This is a genomic window from Oceanobacillus sp. GQ8, assembly GCF_059758495.1.
The window spans coordinates 546,661-568,672 of the sequence record NZ_JCAXEV010000002.1; the positions used below are offsets into that span (position 1 = coordinate 546,661).

A 22,012-nucleotide genomic window follows, 5' to 3' on the forward strand; every position below is an offset into this window, starting at 1 on the left:
ATGAAATTTACTTTATTTGGGATTAATATTATGTTGCCTTCAGATGTTCTTGCAGCATGGGTTTTCACCCTCCTATTAGGCGCTATAGTGGTATTTTTTGTCTTGAAGAAGAAAAGTTTAGGGCTTATATGGGAGTATATGGTGACGACCAATCACCGTAAAATCGGTATCCTCTATATACTATTTGGTATTATTTATTTTTTTCGAGCTGGGTTGGATGCATTATTTATCCGCACACAGCTAGCTTTTCCTAATAATGATTTTTGGGTGTTTCAAGGTGAAAAGTACAATGAGGTTTTTACAACACATGGTACGATGATGATTTTCTTTGTGGCAATGCCACTTCTTTTAGGTCTAATGAATACAGTCGTACCCTTGCAAATTGGGGCAAGGGATCTTGCTTTTCCATTCTTAAATGCAGTAGGATTCTGGCTGTTCTTTTTCGGGTCAATATTCTTTAATATCTCCTTCTTTCTTAATATGACACCCGAGATTGGCTGGACAGGCTATGCGCCATTATCAACAGAGCAATTCACACCAGGTGCGGGAAGTGATTTTTACATATTTGGTTTACAGATTTCTGGGTTAGGGACGATTTTTACAGCTCTGAATTTAATTGTAACCATTGTGCGCCATCGTGCCCCGGGAATGAAAATGACAAGAATGCCATTGTTTGCCTGGACATCTTTAATTACTTCATTTTTAATCCTAATCGCTTTTACTGTACTTGCCATTGCCCTTTACTTATTAATGTTTGACCGGCTATTTGGCGCAGGCTTTTTCTCAGGAACAGAGGGTAATCCGATTTATTGGCAGCATCTGTTCTGGATATTTGGTCATCCGGAAGTCTATATTCTCGCCCTTCCGGCATTTGGTATCTTTTCTGATGTTATTTCAACCTTCTCAAGGAAAAGAGTTTTCGGTTACCCGATTATGGTGCTGTCTGTAGCATTGATTGGCTTTTTAGGGTTTATGGTGTGGGCACATCATATGTTTACAGTCGGTCTCGGTCCAATGGCAAATACATTCTTTGCCATTACGACTATGTTAATTGCTGTACCAACTGGAATTAAAGTGTTCAACTGGTTATTTACCATGCGGTTGGGTGTTATTCGTTTTACAACGCCGATGCTTTTTTCGCTAGGCTTTATTCCATCCTTTGTTATGGGTGGTGTAACAGGAGTGATGCTTTCCGTATCGGCAGCAGACTTTCAATTCCATGATACGCATTTTGTAGTAGCACACTTCCATTACGTAATTATTGCCTCAACTATTTTGGGTGTATTTGCTGGGTTGTATTACTGGTACCCAAAAATCACCGGATATATCTTGGACGAAAAGCTAGGTAGGTGGCATTTTTGGACCTTCTTAATTGGTTATCACTTAACCTTTTTCCCTATGCATATCACTGGTTTGGAGGGAATGCCGCGCCGGGTTTATACCTATGATGATTCAGGCGGATTAGCAGAGCTTAATTTTATGAGTACAGTCGGGGCGTTTTTGATGGGGATTAGCATGTTATTTGCTATTTGGAATGTGTATAAGACATACAAAGAAGGCAGAAAGGTTGGAAATGATCCATGGGATGGTCGAACACTGGAATGGAGTGTAGCTTCCCCAGCGCCTGAGCATACGTTTGATCCCATGCCTGTTGTAGAAGGAATCGATTCGTTTTGGTTTGCAAAGTCGGCTGGAAAGAAGATGCCTGTAACGGATCAAGTACGAGCAACACCTCTTGAGGTGCAATCTATTTTACCTTTCCTTATCGGCATGACACTTTTCTTTTTGTCACTGGGTCTTACCTTTTCCTGGTACTGGCTGTCTATTTTATCTGCCTTCATTTTATTTACACTGCTTGTAGTCCGTTCATTAAAGGATGAACGTGAAGTCCATTATGGAAGGAGGAAATAGGATGAATCGTGCTGAACAAGCTTTATTTAATGATAAAAAAATGGGGTTCTTTATTTATCTGGGTGTGGAGGCAATTATGTTTGCGGTGCTTTTTGCGACATATTTAATCTTCACACCTGCATCAAATGGTCCCCAACCGTCTGAGGTGTTTGAAGCTAAAACTGTCATTCTTTCCTCTATTTTTCTTTTATCTAGCAGTGGTACTTTATGGTTAGGAGAGCGGGCTTTAAAGAGTGAAAAGCAAGCTTTCTTTTTAACAGGTTTAGGGATAACGATGTTATTTGCTATTATTTTTCTAGGCTTTGAAGTATATGAGTTTGCAAGCTTTGTAAGAGAGGGACACGGAATGGGGGCGAATGTGTTCATGTCGTCTTACTATGTGCTAGTAGGTCTCCATGCAGCACATGTGGCGTTTGGAATTGGCTGGATGGCTGTTCTGTTTGCGCAATATTTTCGACAAATACCACTAACACTTTTCACGGAAAAGCTAAGCATTTTCTCTTACTATTGGCATTTCGTTGATATTGTCTGGGTGTTTATCATTGGGATAGTTTACTTACCATACTTATTATAATCGGACCGTTTGATTGTAGTAGGCTACTAGCATATGATGGCAAAAACTGCAACTCGATAAAAGATTGTCATAATAAAACGAAAGTGAAATGTCAGAAACAGTAGTTATCTGTAAATTCAGCGAATTAACGATTTACTTGTTGCCAATACAAGAAAAACGGGTTACAATAGCTTCAAGACCAAAAGTGTCAACGCTTGGGGGGAACGTAGCGGAATGGAGAGCTTTTTGCAAATATGTGAAGATACCACAAACAGTTTGGGCAGACAGCTTGAGGATAAAGAAGAGCAGTTTTTGCAATGGGTGTATGATCGCTATGCGGCAGAACAAGAAGAAATTATAAATAATTATTAATTCTTTTACATGGGACCTTGGAAATCCAAGGTTTTTTAGTTTGGGGAAAATACAACCGGACGCTTGAATTTAGACTTGCTTCGCTTTAGTTCTCTCGATTAGTTAGCTCGTGTTATAATAAATGCACGAATGAACCTAATGAAGGAGCGATGGTGATGGCGGTTGCAAATGAAACCATCATACAAAAGATGATAAAGGAATTACAGCAGGCGAAAGCAAATAAATATGATGATCGCATCGTGCAACAGCATGTACGGAGTGTAAGATTATTATGCGATTTATTCCTAGAGGATGAGCAGACAACACAGTCTGATACAACAACAAAGATAGATGATATTTCAACTGAGGAACTAAAGGCAATGATGGGGAAAGATGCCACAGGGAAACCATCGAACAAGCAACATAAATTACTCGATGATGATGAAGGAAACGGGGATTCCATCTTTGACTTTTAAGAGAGAGGGGATAAAGCAATGAAGGTATTTTTACTACTAGGAGTAATTAATGGATTTTTAGCAGTCGCGCTTGGTGCTTTTGGAGCACATGGGCTTGAAGGAAGAATATCAGAGAAGGCCATAGCAACATGGGAAAAAGCAGTCACCTATCAAATGTTTCATACGATGGCATTGCTTGTAACGGGCTTGCTAATGGCTAAGTTCACAAGTGGTAGTCTTGTATGGGCAGGCTCCATGTTTTTTGCAGGGATTATTTTATTCTCTGGTAGTCTTTATATTTATTCCGTTACGTCTATTAAGACGTTTGCCATGATTACGCCAATTGGTGGCGTAGCTTTTCTCGTAGGTTGGGTGCTTATCGGCACAGCCATCGTAAAATATTTATAGTTGAAAAAGCAGGTAGGTTGCAAGCAGGAATAAAAGGAAAGCGCGCAATGCATGTTTAGCACCTTGAGCAGCCTGGTGAGATTGCCATTCCAACAGTGCGGAACAACCAAAGCTGAAGGCAACTAGGTACAGACTTGCTATTGTGAGAAATAGATAACTTTGGATAATGGAAATAAGACCGATGACCAACGCAAGCGCAATGGTTAGCAGTTCGATGCGGATAATTTTTTCTAGCGGATGCCGCATATGATCACCCCTTTGCTTGGCAGTTGAATAATATTAGGAAAAAGGATGACCTAGGGATGCAGCTTCCCGGTCATCCTTTTTATTAAATGTCGAAATCGCAGTCCAATTTATCAATCTATTATCTTGGTGCATAGGAGGACATGGAAGAGTTATTACCATACGGATAAGAATAATTGATCTCTTCATCAAACGTTACATAATCAAGGTAAACCATAAGTAGTAAATATCGTTTTCCTGATTGTGGGTCACTCAAAATAATGTGATCTCTACCTGCAGCTTCAATAATTCCCCTAAAGACTTTGGCATTCCATTGGCTATTTCCTTCAAAGGTCATATAGACGGTTGCCTGCTTGCCACGATTTAAACGTAGAATATTTTCAATATAAGATTCTTGTAGTGGAAGCATACCTTGCTCAGATCCTGTAGGCATTTGCTGCTGTGTCTGCTGGGTTTGTTGTGGATACTGTTGGCGTGTGTTGTAGACAGGGTAATATGCTGGGGATGCCGTTGGGTAATAATAATATGGGTAACTTGGGTATTGATTTCCTTGCGGTGCTTGTTGGTTTTCCTGACTTTCTTGACTTTCACTCATGCAAATCCCTCCTAATAATTACTTCTATTTTCAAGGCCACCTGACCGGATGACTTGTAGTCAATCCATTGCTGGCATTACAGTGTGCCTTAAAACGTCCTACATTCCATCGAACTTCTGAGTGGACAGATATTATCTGATAGGCATTCCTCATTTCCGCAAAATCTTGGTGCAAAACTCACTATTAATAGATATGTAGGAAAGTGGGCAGATATGCAAAAAGAAAAAGAAGAGAAATTAAAAGAAAAGGGCTGCCTAATCGACGTATCGACTTTTAGGCAAGCCCATTTTTAACTATTTATATGGAAAGATAGGTCCGAAGATGCTCTTTTGGAAGATGGTTTCCTACAAAGAATTCACCAAATTCGCCGTATTTGGAGCTCACTTCATCGAAGCGCATTTCATACACGATTTTCTTGAACTCAAGTGGTTCGTGTGCAAATAGGGTAACACCCCACTCCCAGTCATCAAGGCCGATTGAGCCTGTAATGATCTGCTTCACTTTGCCTGCATATTTACGTCCTGTTTTGCTATGTTCATAAAGCATTTTAGCTCGCACATTTTTTTCTAATGTATACCAGTTTTCATCACCTTGGCGTCTTCTATCCATTGGGTAAAAACAAATATATTCCCATTTAGGAAGAATAGGCTTAAGACGTGCTTGCGTTTCAGGTAATGTTTCTGGATCAATCCCGTCTTTCGACTCACGGTATTTAGAAAGCTCTACAACAGATACGTAAGAATGGGCTGGTAGCAAAAACTCACCCATTTTAGACTTGCTAAGTTCTGTTTCCATTTCAGAAAGCTTGTCCATAGTGGGGCGAAGGAACATAAACATGAGATCAGCTTTTTGACCAAGTACTTTATAAAGAACCTGGCTGCCGTCTTTCGCCTCTTCTACAGCTTCCCATCTATCGAGTAATTTGTGAAGGCTGTCGATTGCTTGTTTGCGTTCATCTTCTGTAGCCAGTTTCCAGGCATTCCAATCAACGGAACGTAAGTCATGCAAACTATACCAGCCATCCATGGTTTCTACTGCTTCGACCATATTTATCTCTCCTTAAATTTATAATTGTTATGTGTATGTTTTTACTATAGCATAATTAGGGAATGATATTCATGACATAGATTGTGTATGAGATGACGAAATCACTCGAAATTTGATATATTGTCATAGGTCTGTCAAAAAAGACTCCGTCATCAGGAGCAATTTCTTTGATTTACTATGCAAATCATCTAGAATTTAACTACAAGCAATCAGGAGGTTAAGAAACATGAGTCAATTATTTGATCAATTAAAAGAAAGAGTTTCATCAAACAACAAAAGCATTGTGTTCCCAGAAGGCACAGATGAGCGAATTCTTACGGCTGCTAGCCAACTAGGAGCGGAAGGCGTATTGAAACCCATCTTAATTGGAGAGCGCGCCGCTGTGAAGCAAAAAGCAGAAGAAGCAGGGGTGGACGTGTCTACTTCTACCATTATCGATCCAAATGATTTTCCGGAATTCAATCTAATGGTGGAAACGTTTGTCGAAAGACGTAAAGGTAAGGCAACCAAAGAAGATGCTCAAAAGATTCTACTTGATGAAAATTACTTTGGAACGATGCTCGTTTATATGAACCAGGCAGATGGCCTTGTTAGTGGTGCTGCACACTCAACAGCGGATACGGTACGTCCAGCACTTCAAATCATCAAAACCAAGGAAGGCATCAAAAAAACTTCCGGTGTGTTCATTATGGTTCGCGATGATGAGAAATATGTATTCGCAGACTGTGCGATTAACATTACCCCAGACAGTCAAGACCTTGCTGAAATTGCTGTAGAGAGTGCGGAAACTGCAAAGCTATTTGACGTTGACCCACGTGTTGCAATGCTAAGCTTTTCAACAAAAGGATCAGCTAAGTCTCCAGAAACAGAAAAGGTAACAGAGGCTTTACAAGTCGCTAAGGAAAAAAATCCATCTCTTGTAATTGATGGGGAATTCCAATTTGATGCTGCATTTGTTCCAAGTGTTGCAAGCAAAAAAGCACCATATGCAGAAATTCAGGGGGATGCTAATGTATTTGTATTCCCAAGTCTAGAAGCAGGGAACATTGGTTACAAAATTGCCCAGCGTATTGGTGGCATGGAAGCAGTGGGACCAATTCTACAAGGGTTGAATAAACCTGTAAATGACCTATCACGTGGCTGTAGTTCTGATGATGTGTACAAACTTGCATTGATCACTGCTGCACAAGCAGCTGAGTAATAAATAGCTAAAATAAATAAAGCAGAACAGATTCGGAGCACCTGCTTCGAACTGTTCTGTTTTTTTATAGATAAAATAGGTTCCTAATGTTAGTATGCTGATTCTTCCCAATCCACTTCCATTTCCTCAAGCAATTCATAAATAGGATTTTGACCAACGATTTCGTAGGTTGTGTAGCCGATGTTGATCAACTTCTCACTAACATCAATATAATAAATAGGTTGATCTTGCATGTTTAAACTATAAATCTCATCCCAGTCTTCATTAGCCTCTAGATTTTTGCGAACCTCTAGGGTAAACAGCGTATTAAACAAACGATTGATCAAGTGTGAATCCTCTATGGTAATCATCCGTTCATTCGTTCTATCCCCGTTCCACATAAAGTTTTCAATCTCCAGTTGTTCGACCTTTCCAGGATCGAATAGTTCTTCATCTTGTACGACTTCCTCAATAGAAATAATTCGTTGTGTAATAAAAAGAATGCTGATAAAGATAATAGCAAATCCAATCATACGGACAAAATGAAAAATATATTGTTTTTCTTCTTGGGCATATTTATATTCAACAAGAGATTGGTACCCGGTATAGAATATGGAAGCGCCCATTGCTATTAACAACGTTAATTGCAAGGTAGAATAAATGAATAAAAGAGTTACAATCATGATAAGCAGGAATAAAAAAATGCGCTTTAAAATTTTTTGTCTGTGGTCGATAGGTTGTTTCTCTTCTTCGATATTGTAATGTTGTCGAATCAGATAATTCGCGAGCTGTGTTCCTAACAAAATAAAAGTGATGAAGATGGAGATTCCAGACATGAATACTATCCCCCCCTTGAAGTGAAAGCGACTACAATTCTTTTCTCTTATCCTAACATATCAAAGCCACGGATTGTGCCATACTTGGGGAGGGAAATGTTTTCGCCATAAAGTGAAACTTCAATCAGTGGGGGTTTTCGTTCTTCCCCCACTGATTGTTAGTTGAACGAATCGGGGTGTTAGCGTCCGTTTACTCCCACTTAAACATCACGGTTTCACTTCAGGTTTTGAAGTGGGAGTCTTACGGACGGTTGCACCGGGATAAAAAAACCTACCTTAACCCGTTATGGCCGAAGTAGGATAGAATAATGCCATCTATTGAATTTTTTCATTGCGTTTGTGCATTTGTTTTAATCTCTTTTCAAAATGGGATATCTCTACATCTGAGAAATCCATCGTCACAACATTCTCTGAGAAAGCTGCCAATGCTTGGGTGACACGTTGCTTCATATCTTGAACCGTCAAATCAATTCCGAGTAATTCAGAAAGGGAACCCATTACACTTGGGTCGACATTTGGGTAACTAAAGGAAGTCTTCTCATTCTTTTTACCAATTTCATAAAATTGCTGGATCAGTGTTGCGCGTTCCTTACTGTTTCCTTCTACATCTAAGTAAATTTGAATGGCGGCGCCGTCCTTCACACGCCTTTGTGATATACCAGCAAACTTTCTGCCGTTTATGCTTAAATCATAGTCTCCAGGACAATAGGATTGTACAATCTCATAAGCTTCTATAGCGTCTGTCAGATCATGTAGCATATACTGAACAAAGCTCACCATGGCTTCATAGCAGTCTTGAATGGAGAGTTGCTTTACACCCGGAAGTATTAGGGAAATGTTTAATACCCCTTTATCTAGAGCGACAGCAAGCCCTCCCGAATTGCGGATCACGACTTGTTTTCCAGCCTGTTGAAGAAATGCAATACCCTCGTCTATATAGGGAAGCTTGCCATCGGGTATCCCTAGGACAATTGTTTCATCATGTACCCATAGTCGAACAGCAGGTGGGGACTGCTCGTCGCTTACCGATAATGCCAACGCATCATCGATAGCGAAGGAGGTCATTGCAGTATATGTTTCACCATGAAAGGTTGGTTGATTTGCATGGTCAATATAACGGAATGTTTGGTGTCGGATAATATCTTTCCAATTTTTCATAAGTACTCCTTTACCGTTTAGGCTTTCTTTAAGAATTAGAAACATCTCTTTTTTATCATGCTTATCTATTATATAATAATACTATTATAAGAACGAACAGAAACGGGTTGTAAAATAAATGGCATATAAAGACGAGCAATTGATAGAAGAAAAAGTTTTTAAAGACCCTGTACATAGATATGTCCATGTGAAGGACCGGGTGATTTGGGACTTGATTGCAGCTCCAGAGTTTCAAAGACTGCGCAGAATCAAGCAGCTCGGCACAACAAATTATACCTTTCATGGCGCAGAACATAGTCGCTTCAACCATTCTCTTGGTGTTTATGAGATTGTACGAAGAATTATTTATAACTTCCAAGGGAGAGAGCATTGGAATAATGACGAGCGATTGCTATGTCTTTGTGCAGCCTTACTTCATGACTTAGGACACGGGCCTTTTTCCCATTCCTTTGAAAAAGTGTTTAAGCTTGATCACGAGGAATATACCCAAAAAATAATTTTGGGAGAAACAAAGGTTCATGAGATTCTGGAACAGGTTGAGGAAGGCTTCGCTCAAAAAGTGGCGGATGTCATTGCCAAAACGTATCAAAATAAGCTTGTCGTTAGCCTGATTTCAAGTCAGATAGATGCAGACAGAATGGATTACTTGCAACGAGATGCCTATTTCACAGGTGTAAGCTACGGCCACTTTGATATGGAACGGATTTTAAGGGTCATGCGACCAATAGAGGATCAGGTTGTCATAAAAGCGACGGGTATGCATGCAGTAGAAGATTACATTATGAGTAGATACCAAATGTACTGGCAGGTGTACTTCCATCCTGTGACAAGAAGTGCAGAGGTTATCCTTACAAAAATTCTTCATCGTGCTAAATATCTGTATGAAACAAAGGAATTTGACTTCAAACTGAAGCCGACTCACTTTATTTCCTTTTTTACAGGTGACGTGAAATTAGATGAGTACCTAAAGCTTGATGAGGGTATCGTGTCGTATTATTTCCAGCTTTGGCAGGAAGAAGAGGACGAGATTTTACGTGACCTTTGTGAGCGGTTTATGAACAGAAGATTATTTAAGTATGTTGAGTTCAATCCAAATCTACAAATGGCGGAATGGATGGAGCTCTATAGGCTATTTTCTGATGCAGGAATTGATCCAGAATACTATCTTGTTGTTGATTCTTCATCTGATTTGCCATATGACTTTTACCGTCCAGGAGAAGAGGAAGAACGACTGCCTATCCATTTACTTATGCCAAATGGTGATTTGAAGGAGCTTTCACGCCACTCAGATATTGTGGAATCCATTTCAGGTAAAAAAAGAACCGATCACAAATTATATTTCCCGAAGGATTTACTTGAAAGTCTGCCTGACGAGGAAAAGAAAACACGGATAAAAGAAATTTTATACGGGCAAGGGGAGTTAACAGATGCTAACGAATCACGCTAAATTAATGCAGTTTTTTTCTGTAGCAAACGAGGTAACAGGCCGTAAAAAGCTTCAGAAAATGATATATATTCTGCAGAAGTGCAAGCTGCCGTTCGAGGAGAAATTCCAGTTCCATTTTTATGGTCCTTATTCAGAGGAATTAACATTACGTGTGGAAGAGCTATGTAATCTGCATTTCATTCAAGAGGAAAAGGAAGATAAGAGCAATTATTATCAATATCGTTACTCTATAACGGATGACGGCCAGTCTTTTTTAGATCAATTTGCTATGGATATGCCTGATTTGGGGAATAAAATAGCGATGCTAAAAGGTAAAAGCTCTCGCTTCTTAGAGCTTGTGGCAACAATGCTCTATTTTGATGATTTACCACTTGAAGAAAACATCCAGAAAGTGCATACCGTAAAGCCGAAGCAAAAATATACCGATGATGAGATAGAAGAGGCCATTACGTTTATCGCCTCTATAAGCGATGAAAACAGTTAAGATGAAACAACGCTTTTGCTGTGCTAAAATGGGATTCAAGAGTGAAAAAGGAGGATTCCAGAAATGAGTTCTGATAACTCTTCAAACAAGAAGAAACCAAACGCTTTTACTATTATAAAGGACGATTCAACAGACGGGCACGGTGGTTATGGCGCCGGCACGATCAGTTTGGAGAATATGTCACCTGTTATTGTGGACCCCAATGAAAAGAAAGCTTATGTCGACATGGGGGCAATGCATGGACGAAGTGATATTGAGCGTCGTGTTAAGTTCTTGCCGAACAAGGATGAAGTCCCGAACGGTTTGCTTTATTGGATTGTCTGGGTAAATGTAGAGCGTAACGAAAATGGAACCTATTATGCTGGTGTCGCAGGTAGTGAAATCAGGGTGGACCGTCCAATTAAGCGAGCGTACAAATCTATGCCAGAGCACGTTACCCATATGGATAAGTCCCTAAAAGGTAAGATTGTTTTAGAGCATATGGATGAGGAATCTAAAAAGCTTTTAAAGGATTTCCTAGTTGAATTTGACCCTGACATGTGGGCTAATTCCACTGATGAATTAAAAGAAGTACTCTCGATTTAAAGACATAAAGTGAAACTTCAATCAGAGGGGGGGGGCGTTCTTCCCCCACTGATTGTTAGTTGAACGAATCGGGGTGTTAGCGTCCGTTTACTTCCACTTAAACATCACTGTTTCACTTCATATTTGAAGTGGGAGTCTTACGGACGGTTGTTCCGGGATAAAAGTGGCGATTTTGTGACAATGTTTAAACAATACAAGTATAATTGTACATGGGTTTGGAGGATGCGACTTATGCCGGCCTTGACCCAAGGACGGGTCGGGCTTATGTCGATGTACCATACTACAGGCGCTTGCGCTTTTGTACTGAAATTTGTAAAATATGTATACATGGGCTAACTCATGTATTACTAGGACGAAAAGAAGCTGATTCCAATCGGATGGGAGGAATCAGCTTCTTTTTGTCTTTTTTTAGGTCTACCAATCTCCAGGGCACGGAATGGCATGAGTTTTAAGAACGGGAGATAGATACAAGGGCAAGAAGCTCAGCTTATGGTCTTTGCGTAAACTCTTTTACCGAAACAAATCAAATAATTGTTCCACCATGCTTTTTTCTTCGTTTTTATCTTCTTGATGGTAATGTTCCGTGCAGTATCCCTCTGGCTCTGTTCCTTTTTCAAAATACATGACACGACTTGATTCGCAATAGGGTGTTGCTCGCAGTCCTGTTACAGGATCAATAGGAATTCCAACAACACCGCTCGGTGCAGTGAAATTTTCTATTGGAAGGCCTTCATGTGCTGCTTCCATGAATCCTGCCCAGATTTGCTTGGTATAAGCAGATTCTGCGACCTTCTCCATTGGCCGATTATCATCATAGCCTGCCCACACCCCCGTTACTAGAGATGGACTATAACCAATCATCCAACTGTCAGAATTGGTGGTTCCGGACTTTCCGGCATAAATCCTGGAGAGCTGATCTGAAACAGACGCCCCAGTTACAGACATGTAGCCATCTAATTCACTATCAAACATACCAGTCAAGAGATGGGTAAGGAGAAAGGTGGTCTTTGGGTCGAGTTTCTGCTTTCCCTTTTTCATATTATGTTCATAAACGGTTTTCCCTTCTCGGTCGACAATTTTTTCAATAGTATGTCCTTGAAGTTCATGGCCCCCGTTTGCTAGCATGCCATAGGCTGTGACCATTTCTTTCACATTTACAGTTGCTGTCCCAAGTGCTAGGGAAGGGACGGCAGGGAGCTTACTCGTTATACCAAATTCCCTTGCAGCATCTACAAGCCTCTCTGGGCCAAGATACATATTTGTTTTTACCGCATATACGTTATCAGACAAAGCAATAGCTTGTGCTAGCGTAATAGGCTCATTTGCATAATAGCCATTAAAGTTGCTTGGCTGGTACACGTTGCCATCTGCTAACTCGAAGCTAGTTGGCTTGCTCATCAACATTGTATTGGGCGTATACCCATTTTCAAGTGCAGCATAATATAGAAAAGGTTTAAAAGAAGATCCAGGCATTCGCTTTGCCGATGTTGTTCGGTTAAAGGGACTCTGATTATAGTCTCTGCCACCAAGCATGGCAGTAATCCCACCCGTGCTAGGATCCACCGCTAATGCACCTATCTCCAGTTCTGTTTCAGGCTGTACTGTCTTCTCTACTTGCTGTTCGAGTAGCTTTTGCTGTTGGGTGTTAAGTGTTGTATAGATAGAATAACCGCCTGCCCGGACTTCATTCTGTTTCCTGCCTAGTAGCTTAGCGGCTTCCTTGATAACTGTATCTTGAAAATGGAGGGCGATTTTCACCTGACTACTCGGGCTGTTTTTAGCATAGATTAATTCCTGTCGCAATGCCGAATCAAAAGATTTCTGATCGATGAACCCTTTATCAAGCAAGTTGGTCAATATTTGCTTTTGACGATTTCGCGCCCTTTCTTCATCGTTTAGAGGGGAGTAATAGGTTGGTCCCTTTGGAATGCCTGCTAGCATCGCTGCTTCAGCGACCGTTAAATCTGTAGCGGGTTTATTAAAAAAATAGTTACTAGCGGCTTCGATCCCATATGCTCCGTGACCGTAGTAAATAGAATTTAAGTAGCCCTCCAGAATGTCTTCTTTGGAGTAAAACATTTCAAGGCGCACTGTGTAAAATGCTTCCTTGACCTTTCGGGTGAGGCTTTTTTCATGGGTTAAATAAAGATTCCTTGCATATTGCTGGGTTAAAGTGCTGGCACCTTCTTTGAGCGACCATGTTTTGATATCCTTTACAATTGCCCCCATGATACGTTTCAAATCAAAACCATGGTGATTATAAAAGTTCTGATCCTCGGTAAGTAGCGTGGCTGCAATGATTTCCTCTGACATATCGCTCAGTTCAACCCATTGCCGGTATTCCGGTCCACGTTCTTCTCCAATCACTTCTTCATTAGTGCTATAAAGAATGGTATTCTGATCCATTTGCAAATCTGGTGGACCAAGCAGGAAACTAGTAAGGTAGATGGCCCCTGCTCCAAGTAGGATAACTGCCACTAGCCACACGATTAATTTTAATAGGAGTTTTGACCCCAAGTTATACTTTCCTTTTCCCATGATTCGTATCTCCAGTATGTGTGCATTTCTATCAGTATGGGAAAAGATAAAAAGATCTAAACAAAATGTGAGAAAAAGCTTGTCTTTTTGTGGAAATTCTCTATAATTTTATTGTCTTGATAGATGAAGGAGTGAAGAAAATGAGCATGTGGTTTACTGAAAATCAAACAGCCAATTTTGGCATTACAGCAAAAATAAAACAAACACTAGCTACTGTGAAAACGGACTTCCAGGAGCTACAAATGATAGAAACAGAAGAATGGGGCAATATGCTTGTGCTAGATGATATGGTCATGACAACAGAGAGGGATGAATTTGTCTACCATGAAATGGTTGCCCACGTTCCATTATTTACCCATCCTAATCCGAAGCATGTCCTTGTTGTGGGTGGAGGAGATGGTGGGGTTATTCGTGAAGTGCTTAAACACCCATCTGTCGAAAAGGCAGTACTTGTTGAAATTGATGGGCAGGTAATCGAGTACTCTAAAAAGTTTCTGCCTTCCATTGCTGGAACATTGGATGATCCGCGAGTAGAAGTGAAAGTCGATGATGGCTTTTTATATATTGCAAACAGCAAGCGTGAATTTGATGTCATTATGGTGGATTCCACAGAGCCTGTTGGCCCGGCGGTTAACCTCTTTACAGAAGGTTTTTACAGCGGGATAAAGGATGCTTTAAAGGATGATGGCATTTTCGTTGCACAGACGGACAACCCGTGGTTTAAAGCGGACCTCATTCATCAGGTATACCATGATGTGAAAAAGATCTTCCCTGTTACAAAGCTATATACTGCTAATATTCCTACGTACCCAAGTGGGCTGTGGACATTTACAATGGGAAGCAAAATACACGATCCGCTAAAAGTGAAGCCAGAACGTTTCCATGAAATCGAAACGAAATACTACACACCAGAACTGCATACCGCTTCCTTTGCGTTGCCAAGGTTTGTGTCAGATTTATTGAAATAGAGGAGGGATTCCATGCGATTCGATGAGGCGTACTCAGGAAAAGTGTTTATTATGTCAGGAAATGATTACGAAAAAGCACAGGCTGTCATTTACGGCATGCCAATGGACTGGACAGTGAGCTTTCGCCCTGGTTCACGATTTGGCCCTGGACGTATTCGAGAGGCCTCTATTGGGCTGGAAGAATACAGCCCGTACATGGACAAGCATTTAGAGGAAGTTTCCTATTTTGATGCAGGAGATATTCCACTACCATTTGGCAATCCCCAGCGTAGCTTGGACGAGATTCGTAAGTATGTGACAAGGCTTAATGCAGATGGGAAATTCCCGCTTGGTATTGGGGGAGAGCATTTAGTTACCTGGCCAGTTATACAGGCAATGCACGAAGTACATCCGGATATGGCGGTAATTCATATAGATGCACATGCCGATCTTCGTGAAGAATACGAAGGGGAAGCATTATCCCATTCAACACCTGTAAGAAAAATCTGTGGCTTGCTTGGTGCAGAGAACGTCTATTCATTTGGAATTCGTTCCGGGATGCGAGAAGAATTCCAGTTTGCTAAGGAAAGCGGCATGCATATGACGAAGTATGATGTAGCGGACCCATTAGCAAAAGCATTACCACAGCTTGCAGGACGAAAGGTTTATGTCACCATCGATATTGATGTATTGGACCCTGCTTTTGCTCCAGGTACCGGTACAGCCGAAGCTGGTGGAATTACCTCCAAAGAGTTGCTAAAAGCAATTCAACTGATTGCCGAGTCTGAAGTGAAGGTTATCGGAGCAGACCTCGTAGAAGTTGCACCAGCCTATGACCATTCAGAAAAGACAGCTATTGCAGCAAGCAAATTTGTGCGTGAAATGCTGCTCGGTTGGGTGAAATAAAAATTAAAGCCTCTACCTGCGGGTGGAGGCTTTTTATTTCGGTGTGTTAGGTTATTAAAACCCCTGGTTAACCATTCTACGTAAGCAGTTCAATTAATTATGCGAGAAGTACAATCAACATTCCAGCCGCCTTCAATAGGATGCAAATTCAGGAATTTTGAAGGTAGTTCTGGCATTTCCCCCCTGATTAACGATATAATAGGTCATTATATGATTTTTTACGATTGAGGAGATTTGATGACACAACAAGGACGGCAAGTCATGATTGAGCTTTCTACCTCCATTGAAGACAATGGAAATGTGGAAAAAAGCCAGATGAAGCATACGGCCGAATTTTTTCAAAAAGGCAAGTTGGATGTGCTGCGCTATGAAGAGCAGGACGAGAATGGTTCTTCGACAAAAAATCTGATTACCATACAGCCAGATAAAGTGAGTATTAAGCGAACTGGTGATGTTAGTATGAATCAGCAATTTCAGCAAGGTCACATTACCGAAAATATGCTGAAGCACCCTTATGGTAGCATGCATATGGAAACATCTACCCAAACAATCAGCTATAATGCACCCACAGACCATTCTGAAGGGCGTTTAAAAATAGATTACACAGTTAAATTAAATGGCCAGGATGAACGTAGCCATGAGATCAAACTTACAATTATAGAGGAGGGTGCCAAATGAACGTGTTGGCCCAAACGGAAGAAACATTAAAACAAGCAATAGCAACAGCTGTCATACAAGCTGAACTAGCGACAGAAGAGGAGCTCCCTTCGATTGTTCTCGAAAAACCAAAAGACAAAGCACATGGTGATTTTGCAACAAATATTGCGATGCAGCTGGCTAGAATTGCCAAAAAGGCTCCTAGACAAATAGCAGAAGACATTACTGCTAACTTAGACAATACAAAAGCTTCCATCGAAAAAGTGGAAATTGCTGGTCCTGGATTCATTAACTTTTTCATGAAAAATGATTTTCTCGGTGAAATCATTCCAACCATTCTAAAAGACCAAGCATCATACGGAAGAACAAATGCTGGTCAAGGTGAAAAGGTTCAAGTAGAATTCGTTTCGGTTAATCCTACAGGCGATCTACATTTAGGCCACGCTCGTGGCGCAGCTTTTGGAGACGTACTTTGTAATGTGCTAAATGCTGCTGGCTACCAAGTGGAACGCGAATATTATATTAACGATGCAGGAAACCAGATTGATAACTTGGCATTGTCAGTCGATGCGCGTTATTTCCAGGCACTTGGAAAAGACGCTGCGATGCCTGAAGATGGCTATCACGGTGAAGACATCGTTAAGATTGGCGAAAAGCTAGCAGAGGAGCATGGCGAAAGCTGGGCTGAGAAAGAACAGTCTGAGCGTCTGGCCTTCTTTAAGGAATATGGATTAAAGTATGAACTAGGTAAAATTGAAGAAGACTTAGCAGAATTCCGTGTGCATTTTGATAACTGGTTCTCTGAACGTTCTTTGTATAAGGATGATAAAATTACGGATGCACTTGATGTATTGAAAAACGGCAACTATGTGTATGAGAAAGATGATGCGACCTGGTTCCGCACTACAGATTTCGGGGACGATAAAGACCGTGTTCTGAAGAAACAGGATGGTAGCTATACCTATCTAACTCCAGACATTGCCTATCATAAAAACAAACTGGATCGTGGATTTAATAAAATTATTAATGTATGGGGCGCCGATCATCATGGTTATATTCCAAGAATGCGGGCAGCCATTCAGGCATTAGGCTATCCAGTGGAAAAATTTGATGTGAAAATCATACAAATGGTTAACCTATTTGAAAATGGCGAGAAACTACGTATGAGTAAACGGACAGGTAAAGCAGTAGCACTTCGAGAATTAATGGAAGAAGTGGGCGTCGATGCCGTTCGTTACTATTTTGTAACGCGCTCAAATGATTCACAGCTTGATTTTGACATGGATTTAGCGCGTTCACAATCCAATGACAACCCAGTATTCTACGTACAATACGCCCATGCACGGATCTGTACAATGCTGAAGCAGGCGGAAAGCAAGGGATACGAGGTGGAAGCGGGCTATGATGCAAGTCTGCTAACAGCTGAGAAAGAAGTAGACCTACTGAAAAAACTTGGTGAATTCCCGCAAACTGTTGCAGATGCGGCAGAAAAGCAAACACCTCATAAAGTCACACAGTATGTGTATGACCTAGCGACATTGTTACACAGCTTTTATAACGCTGAAAAGGTTCTAGACGAATCTAATAAAGAGCTGACACATGCGCGTATAGCCTTGATGAAAGCAGTAAGAACCGTATTGCAAAACGCATTAAAGTTAATTGCTGTTACTGCACCAGAAAAAATGTAATGTAAGATAATTTATATAGTAAAAGCCGGGCTGATCAGCTCGGCTTTTTGCTTAGCAATAAAGAGCATGGTAGCATTGCCAGAGAATGGGGTAGTATCGCCTGAGAAAGATTAAACATCGGCCGGGAATGCGGGACCATCGTCCGAGAAAGATTAAACATCGGCCGGGAATGCTGGAGTATCGCCTGAGAAAGGCTGAACATCGGCCGGGAATGCGAGAGTATCGTCTGAGAAAGGCTGGAGTCCACTTTGCAAGTAACAAATATCAGATTAAACAAAATGTCAGATTGTGGCTTTAATTAGAAGCAGATGTATCTTGTCCCTTATGACGAATATTTTACAGAATTTAAGTTGACTGAATGATCATTCATCGTTTAAAGTAGAGATAGAAGGTATTTATTTTTCACTATTCACAAAAATGAAATCGCTAACATCTTTTGGGGATAGGAGACATACAAAGAAATGACAGAGGGGGAGCGGATAATGGAGACATTTTTGCTAATAAACGGATTAGCCTTTGCAGCCATCACACTATATGGCCTGTATTTATTCGCTAGAGTTGTAGCGACTAGGATAGCGTACATTCGACTTGGGAAAAAATCAGAGTTTGACCGACAGTATAAAGAGCGGTTTCGCAGGATAGGTAAAATTGTATTTGGGCAATCAAAGCTTTTAAAAGATAAGAAGTCTGGCACGATTCATGTCATGATGTTCTATGGTTTTATTCTTGTTCAGTTCGGTGCCATTGATTTTATTGTAAGAGGAATTTCACCGGGCAACCATTTGCCGTTTGGAATCTTTTATCCAGGCTTTGTATTTTTCCAAGAGCTTGTAACGTTGATGATTCTTGTTGCTGTTGGTTGGGCTTTTTATCGTCGTTATATGGAAAAGCTTGTCCGTTTGAAGCGCGGATTTAAAGCAGGTCTAGTTCTTATTTTTATTGGTAGTTTAATGGTGTCAGTGCTTGTTGGAAACGGAATGGCGCAAATCTGGCACGGTCATGAAATGACATGGACAGAGCCTATTGCTAGTTTAATAGCAGGAGCATTTAGTTGGATGTCACCAACTGCTGCAATGGTTGTCTTTTTCATTGCATGGTGGGTTCATACCATTACATTACTGTCCTTCCTTGTTTACGTTCCACAATCCAAGCATGCCCATTTAATAGCTGCCCCGATAAATGTATTTCTTAGTAAACGGGTGCCGGGTAAGCTGAAAAAACTTGATTTCGATATTGATGAGGAAGCAGAGGAAAGCGAGGAAGAGATATCCTTTGGTGTTGGGAAGATAGAGGACTTTGAACAACATCAGATGATAGATTTTTACGCATGTGTAGAATGTGGTCGCTGTACCGATGTCTGTCCAGCATCTGGAACAGGCAAAATGCTTTCCCCGATGGATATCATGGTAAAACTACGGAACCACCTAACAGAAAAAGGTGCTTCTGTCACAGGGAAATCACCTTGGGTTCCAGCTTACGCGTTTTCAGGTACACAAGGAAATCAAGCTACTTCAAATGAAGAAGCAGCAGCCACAGTGCAACATGCTAGTTTAATTGGCGATGTTATTACAGCAGAAGAGCTTTCTGGTTGTACGACATGTCGGAACTGTGAGGATGCTTGTCCAGTAAATAATGAACACGTTGGTACGATCATTGATTTGCGCCGCTATCTTGTTATGACAGAAGGAAAAATGGATCAAGATGTACAGCGTGCTGTAATGAATATTGAACGTCAAGGAAACCCATGGGGACTGTCGAAAAAGGACCGTGTGAAATGGCGGGAACTTGATGAGACAGCTTATATTCCAACAGTAAAAGAACTGAAAAAAGAAGAGAAGGAATTTGACTATCTATTCTGGGTTAGCTCGATGGGGGCTTATGATAGCCGCAGCCAGAAAATCGCGCTCGCTTTTGCCAAGCTTATGAACCAGGCAGGCATCCAATTTGCAATTCTTGGGAACAAGGAAGCAAATTCTGGAGATACGGCAAGGCGCATTGGAAATGAATTTTTATTCCAAGAGATTACGGAGAAAAATATAAAAGAATTTGAGAAAAATGGTGTAACTAAAATCGTGACGATTGACCCGCATGCATACAATATCTTTAAAAATGAATATCCCGATTTTGGGTTTGAAGCAGAAGTCTATCATCATACGCAAATGCTTTACGATTTGGTAATGGAAGGGAAGCTAGCCCCTAAGCGGGAAATAAAGCAAAGACTCACTTATCATGATTCCTGTTATCTAGGAAGATATAATGGGGTGTATGATCCACCTAGAGAAATTTTGAAATCCATACCAGGTCTTGAGTTAGTAGAGATGACGCGTAATAAAGAGAATGGTATGTGTTGTGGTGCAGGTGGTGGCTTGATGTGGACGGAGGAAACGACTGGAAACCGGATCAATGTGGCAAGAACCGAACAAGCTATTGCTGTGCAACCGACGATGATCTCCAGCGCTTGTCCTTACTGTTTGACGATGCTTAGTGATGGAACGAAAGCGAAAAATGTTGAAGAGGATATAAGCACAATGGATGTTGCAGAGATCCTGGCATTGTCTGTGTTTACCGAAACAGAAAGCAAAACAGCGTAATCCGAAAACATAACTATGGTAAAATGACAGAGAGGAAGAAGGGAGACTTCCTTCTTCTTTCATGCACGTAATCTGAGCGAGCGTTCAATCAATTTCCATCCAGCTACTTGGTATGGAATGATAGTTTAATAAGCCGTTTTTAAATAGAAGAAAAGGTGGTAGTGATAATGAGAAAATCTGTAATTGTGTCTGGAGCGAGAACGCCATTTGGTAAGTTTGGCGGAGCACTTAAAGGATTTACCGCATCCCAACTGGGTGGTAAAGCAATAAAAGCTGCTTTAGAACGAGCTGGAATGGAAGGTCCTGAGATTGACGAAGTTATCATGGGAACCGTGCTTCAAGGTGGGCAAGGGCAGATCCCGTCACGACAGGCTGCGAGAGAAGCTGGTATACCATGGAATGTAAAAACCGAGACAATTAATAAGGTATGTGCCTCTGGTCTTCGTAGTGTGACACTTGCTGATCAATTAATCCGACTAGGAGATGAAGAGATCATTGTTGCAGGTGGAATGGAGAGCATGAGTAATGCGCCATACTTTCTTCCAGATGCGCGTTGGGGAAATCGAATGGGTGATAAACAAGTAAAAGACATGATGATTCATGATGGTCTGACGTGCTCTTTTGAAGGGGTACATATGGGGAATTACGGCAATTCCACAGCAGGTAAACATGATTTAAGCCGAGAAGCACAGGATGAGTGGTCTTATCGTAGTCATCAGCGTGCTGTAGAAGCGATCGACAATGGCAAGTTTACTGACGAAATTATTGCGGTGGAGGTACCACAGCGCAAACGTGATCCGTTAGTGGTGGACACAGATGAAGCGCCTAGAAGAGATACTACGCAAGAAAAACTTGCTAGTTTACGTCCAGCCTTTGATCCAAACGGCACAATTACGGCGGGAAATGCACCTGGTGTAAATGATGGCGCATGTGCATTTGTCGTTATGTCTGAAGAGAAAGCAACGGAAATGGGCAAAGCACCAATGGCCTACGTGCTCGGTCATGCAGAAGTAGCAGTCGAGGCAGAAGATTTCCCAGAAACGCCTGGTCTTGTTATTAACAAGATTTTAGAAAAAACGGGCCACTCTAAGGACGACATCGATTTATTTGAAATTAATGAGGCATTCGCTGCAGTATCATTGGCAAGTGGTAAAATAGCCGGAATTGACCCGGAAAAAGTGAATGTCAATGGCGGAGCTGTTGCGCTAGGGCACCCAATTGGCGCGAGTGGAGCTAGAATTATTCTAACATTAATCTATGAACTAAAACGTCGTGGTGGAGGGCTAGGCATCGCAGCAATCTGCAGTGGTGGCGGCCAAGGCGACGCAGTACTCATTGAAGTCCCAAAACAATAAACAAAAGCGAAGAGCGCACGTTAAGCGACGTACGAACTGGACTGAGCCGTAGGAGATAAACGAATCGATGATGACTT

Annotated in this window: 21 protein-coding genes; 15 read left to right on the forward strand and 6 right to left on the reverse strand. The window is 41.2% G+C overall.

Translation table 11 applies throughout. The features are described from left to right. The 5 genes from ctaD (at window position 1) to AC6CHS_RS07635 (ending at window position 3,678) form a co-directional block, all read left to right on the forward strand. Window positions 1-1,911 carry a cytochrome c oxidase subunit I gene (gene ctaD / locus AC6CHS_RS07615; RefSeq protein WP_498235330.1) on the forward strand — a complete coding sequence of 637 codons (1,911 nt, stop codon included), beginning with the start codon at window positions 1-3 and terminating at the stop codon, window positions 1,909-1,911. A 1-nt stretch (window position 1,912) separates the two neighbouring features. Next, window positions 1,913-2,485: a cytochrome c oxidase subunit 3 gene (locus AC6CHS_RS07620; protein ID WP_498235332.1), complete on the forward strand. Its 573-nt coding sequence runs from the start codon at window positions 1,913-1,915 to the stop codon at window positions 2,483-2,485. Window positions 2,486-2,698: 213 nt separating this feature from the next. Further along, a complete protein-coding gene (locus AC6CHS_RS07625) occupies window positions 2,699-2,836 on the forward strand; it encodes a hypothetical protein (protein ID WP_199848498.1) in 138 nt (45 codons plus the stop codon). 155 nt (window positions 2,837-2,991) lie between these two features. Further along, complete coding sequence (locus tag AC6CHS_RS07630) at window positions 2,992-3,291, forward strand: YwdI family protein (protein ID WP_498235333.1); 300 nt, start codon at window positions 2,992-2,994, stop codon at window positions 3,289-3,291. 18 nt (window positions 3,292-3,309) lie between these two features. Then, complete coding sequence (locus AC6CHS_RS07635; protein ID WP_498235335.1) at window positions 3,310-3,678, forward strand: DUF423 domain-containing protein; 369 nt, start codon at window positions 3,310-3,312, stop codon at window positions 3,676-3,678. Here AC6CHS_RS07635 and AC6CHS_RS07640 read toward each other — a convergent pair. The 3 genes from AC6CHS_RS07640 to hemQ all read right to left on the reverse strand — a co-directional run bounded on the left by AC6CHS_RS07640 (window position 3,673) and on the right by hemQ (window position 5,563). Continuing rightward, entirely contained in the window at window positions 3,673-3,924 is a 252-nt protein-coding gene (locus tag AC6CHS_RS07640) for a hypothetical protein (RefSeq protein ID WP_498235337.1), read from the reverse strand. The genes AC6CHS_RS07635 and AC6CHS_RS07640 overlap by 6 nt on opposite strands. 118 nt (window positions 3,925-4,042) lie before the next feature. Further along, window positions 4,043-4,516, reverse strand: coding sequence for a spore coat protein GerQ (gene gerQ, locus AC6CHS_RS07645; protein WP_498235339.1), 474 nt, complete (start codon window positions 4,514-4,516; stop codon window positions 4,043-4,045). A 297-nt stretch (window positions 4,517-4,813) separates the two neighbouring features. After that, complete coding sequence (gene hemQ / locus AC6CHS_RS07650) at window positions 4,814-5,563, reverse strand: hydrogen peroxide-dependent heme synthase (RefSeq protein ID WP_498235341.1); 750 nt, start codon at window positions 5,561-5,563, stop codon at window positions 4,814-4,816. Between the two features lie 226 nt (window positions 5,564-5,789). Between hemQ and pta the strand changes: the two genes are divergently transcribed. Further along, entirely contained in the window at window positions 5,790-6,764 is a 975-nt protein-coding gene (gene pta / locus AC6CHS_RS07655; protein ID WP_498235343.1) for a phosphate acetyltransferase, read from the forward strand. 89 nt (window positions 6,765-6,853) lie between these two features. Here the strand turns inward: pta and AC6CHS_RS07660 are convergent, their stop codons facing one another. Both AC6CHS_RS07660 and AC6CHS_RS07665 read right to left on the reverse strand, forming a co-directional pair. Further along, window positions 6,854-7,579, reverse strand: coding sequence for a DUF4181 domain-containing protein (locus AC6CHS_RS07660; RefSeq protein ID WP_498235345.1), 726 nt, complete (start codon window positions 7,577-7,579; stop codon window positions 6,854-6,856). Between the two features lie 315 nt (window positions 7,580-7,894). Next, the gene (locus AC6CHS_RS07665; protein WP_498235347.1) at window positions 7,895-8,737 is read right to left on the reverse strand and encodes a lipoate--protein ligase family protein; all 843 of its coding nucleotides are present in this window, start codon (window positions 8,735-8,737) and stop codon (window positions 7,895-7,897) included. A 118-nt stretch (window positions 8,738-8,855) separates the two neighbouring features. Here AC6CHS_RS07665 and AC6CHS_RS07670 point away from each other — a divergent pair, with 118 nt between their 5' ends. The 3 genes from AC6CHS_RS07670 (at window position 8,856) to AC6CHS_RS07680 (ending at window position 11,253) form a co-directional block, all read left to right on the forward strand. Continuing rightward, window positions 8,856-10,184: an HD domain-containing protein gene (locus tag AC6CHS_RS07670; RefSeq protein WP_498235349.1), complete on the forward strand. Its 1,329-nt coding sequence runs from the start codon at window positions 8,856-8,858 to the stop codon at window positions 10,182-10,184. Beyond that, entirely contained in the window at window positions 10,165-10,668 is a 504-nt protein-coding gene (locus AC6CHS_RS07675; RefSeq protein WP_379551390.1) for a YwgA family protein, read from the forward strand. The genes AC6CHS_RS07670 and AC6CHS_RS07675 overlap by 20 nt, the downstream gene beginning before the upstream one ends. 63 nt (window positions 10,669-10,731) lie before the next feature. Further along, window positions 10,732-11,253 (forward strand): YwhD family protein, encoded by a 522-nt coding sequence (locus AC6CHS_RS07680; RefSeq protein ID WP_498235351.1) that lies wholly within the window; start codon window positions 10,732-10,734, stop codon window positions 11,251-11,253. Between the two features lie 510 nt (window positions 11,254-11,763). Here AC6CHS_RS07680 and AC6CHS_RS07685 read toward each other — a convergent pair. Next, a complete protein-coding gene (locus tag AC6CHS_RS07685) occupies window positions 11,764-13,791 on the reverse strand; it encodes a transglycosylase domain-containing protein (RefSeq protein WP_498235353.1) in 2,028 nt (675 codons plus the stop codon). Window positions 13,792-13,931: 140 nt separating this feature from the next. Here AC6CHS_RS07685 and speE point away from each other — a divergent pair, with 140 nt between their 5' ends. The 6 genes from speE to AC6CHS_RS07715 all read left to right on the forward strand — a co-directional run bounded on the left by speE (window position 13,932) and on the right by AC6CHS_RS07715 (window position 21,935). Continuing rightward, window positions 13,932-14,759 (forward strand): polyamine aminopropyltransferase, encoded by an 828-nt coding sequence (gene speE / locus AC6CHS_RS07690; protein WP_498235355.1) that lies wholly within the window; start codon window positions 13,932-13,934, stop codon window positions 14,757-14,759. Window positions 14,760-14,771: 12 nt separating this feature from the next. Then, window positions 14,772-15,644, forward strand: a complete 873-nt coding sequence (speB, locus tag AC6CHS_RS07695; protein WP_498235357.1) for an agmatinase — start codon at window positions 14,772-14,774, stop codon at window positions 15,642-15,644. 237 nt (window positions 15,645-15,881) lie between these two features. Further along, entirely contained in the window at window positions 15,882-16,322 is a 441-nt protein-coding gene (locus tag AC6CHS_RS07700) for a YwiB family protein (protein ID WP_498235359.1), read from the forward strand. Then, the gene (gene argS / locus AC6CHS_RS07705; protein ID WP_498235361.1) at window positions 16,319-17,989 is read left to right on the forward strand and encodes an arginine--tRNA ligase; all 1,671 of its coding nucleotides are present in this window, start codon (window positions 16,319-16,321) and stop codon (window positions 17,987-17,989) included. Before AC6CHS_RS07700 ends, argS begins: the two co-directional genes overlap by 4 nt. A gap of 482 nt (window positions 17,990-18,471) precedes the next feature. After that, window positions 18,472-20,580: a (Fe-S)-binding protein gene (locus AC6CHS_RS07710; protein ID WP_498235363.1), complete on the forward strand. Its 2,109-nt coding sequence runs from the start codon at window positions 18,472-18,474 to the stop codon at window positions 20,578-20,580. 167 nt (window positions 20,581-20,747) lie between these two features. After that, a complete protein-coding gene (locus AC6CHS_RS07715; RefSeq protein ID WP_498235365.1) occupies window positions 20,748-21,935 on the forward strand; it encodes an acetyl-CoA C-acetyltransferase in 1,188 nt (395 codons plus the stop codon). Window positions 21,936-22,012: the final 77 nt, after the last annotated feature.

Coding starts and splice junctions, on each gene's coding strand:
- hemQ (WP_498235341.1), bottom strand. CDS start 5,563: ATGGTCGAAGCAGTAGAAACCATGGATGGCTGGTATAGTTTGCATGAC.
- AC6CHS_RS07665 (WP_498235347.1), bottom strand. CDS start 8,737: ATGAAAAATTGGAAAGATATTATCCGACACCAAACATTCCGTTATATT.
- AC6CHS_RS07700 (WP_498235359.1), top strand. CDS start 15,882: ATGACACAACAAGGACGGCAAGTCATGATTGAGCTTTCTACCTCCATT.
- AC6CHS_RS07635 (WP_498235335.1), top strand. CDS start 3,310: ATGAAGGTATTTTTACTACTAGGAGTAATTAATGGATTTTTAGCAGTC.
- AC6CHS_RS07715 (WP_498235365.1), top strand. CDS start 20,748: ATGAGAAAATCTGTAATTGTGTCTGGAGCGAGAACGCCATTTGGTAAG.
- ctaD (WP_498235330.1), top strand. CDS start 1: ATGAAATTTACTTTATTTGGGATTAATATTATGTTGCCTTCAGATGTT.
- gerQ (WP_498235339.1), bottom strand. CDS start 4,516: ATGAGTGAAAGTCAAGAAAGTCAGGAAAACCAACAAGCACCGCAAGGA.
- speB (WP_498235357.1), top strand. CDS start 14,772: ATGCGATTCGATGAGGCGTACTCAGGAAAAGTGTTTATTATGTCAGGA.
- AC6CHS_RS07710 (WP_498235363.1), top strand. CDS start 18,472: ATGGAGACATTTTTGCTAATAAACGGATTAGCCTTTGCAGCCATCACA.
- speE (WP_498235355.1), top strand. CDS start 13,932: ATGAGCATGTGGTTTACTGAAAATCAAACAGCCAATTTTGGCATTACA.
- AC6CHS_RS07680 (WP_498235351.1), top strand. CDS start 10,732: ATGAGTTCTGATAACTCTTCAAACAAGAAGAAACCAAACGCTTTTACT.
- AC6CHS_RS07675 (WP_379551390.1), top strand. CDS start 10,165: ATGCTAACGAATCACGCTAAATTAATGCAGTTTTTTTCTGTAGCAAAC.
- argS (WP_498235361.1), top strand. CDS start 16,319: ATGAACGTGTTGGCCCAAACGGAAGAAACATTAAAACAAGCAATAGCA.
- pta (WP_498235343.1), top strand. CDS start 5,790: ATGAGTCAATTATTTGATCAATTAAAAGAAAGAGTTTCATCAAACAAC.
- AC6CHS_RS07640 (WP_498235337.1), bottom strand. CDS start 3,924: ATGCGGCATCCGCTAGAAAAAATTATCCGCATCGAACTGCTAACCATT.
- AC6CHS_RS07625 (WP_199848498.1), top strand. CDS start 2,699: ATGGAGAGCTTTTTGCAAATATGTGAAGATACCACAAACAGTTTGGGC.
- AC6CHS_RS07670 (WP_498235349.1), top strand. CDS start 8,856: ATGGCATATAAAGACGAGCAATTGATAGAAGAAAAAGTTTTTAAAGAC.
- AC6CHS_RS07630 (WP_498235333.1), top strand. CDS start 2,992: ATGGCGGTTGCAAATGAAACCATCATACAAAAGATGATAAAGGAATTA.
- AC6CHS_RS07620 (WP_498235332.1), top strand. CDS start 1,913: ATGAATCGTGCTGAACAAGCTTTATTTAATGATAAAAAAATGGGGTTC.
- AC6CHS_RS07685 (WP_498235353.1), bottom strand. CDS start 13,791: ATGGGAAAAGGAAAGTATAACTTGGGGTCAAAACTCCTATTAAAATTA.
- AC6CHS_RS07660 (WP_498235345.1), bottom strand. CDS start 7,579: ATGTCTGGAATCTCCATCTTCATCACTTTTATTTTGTTAGGAACACAG.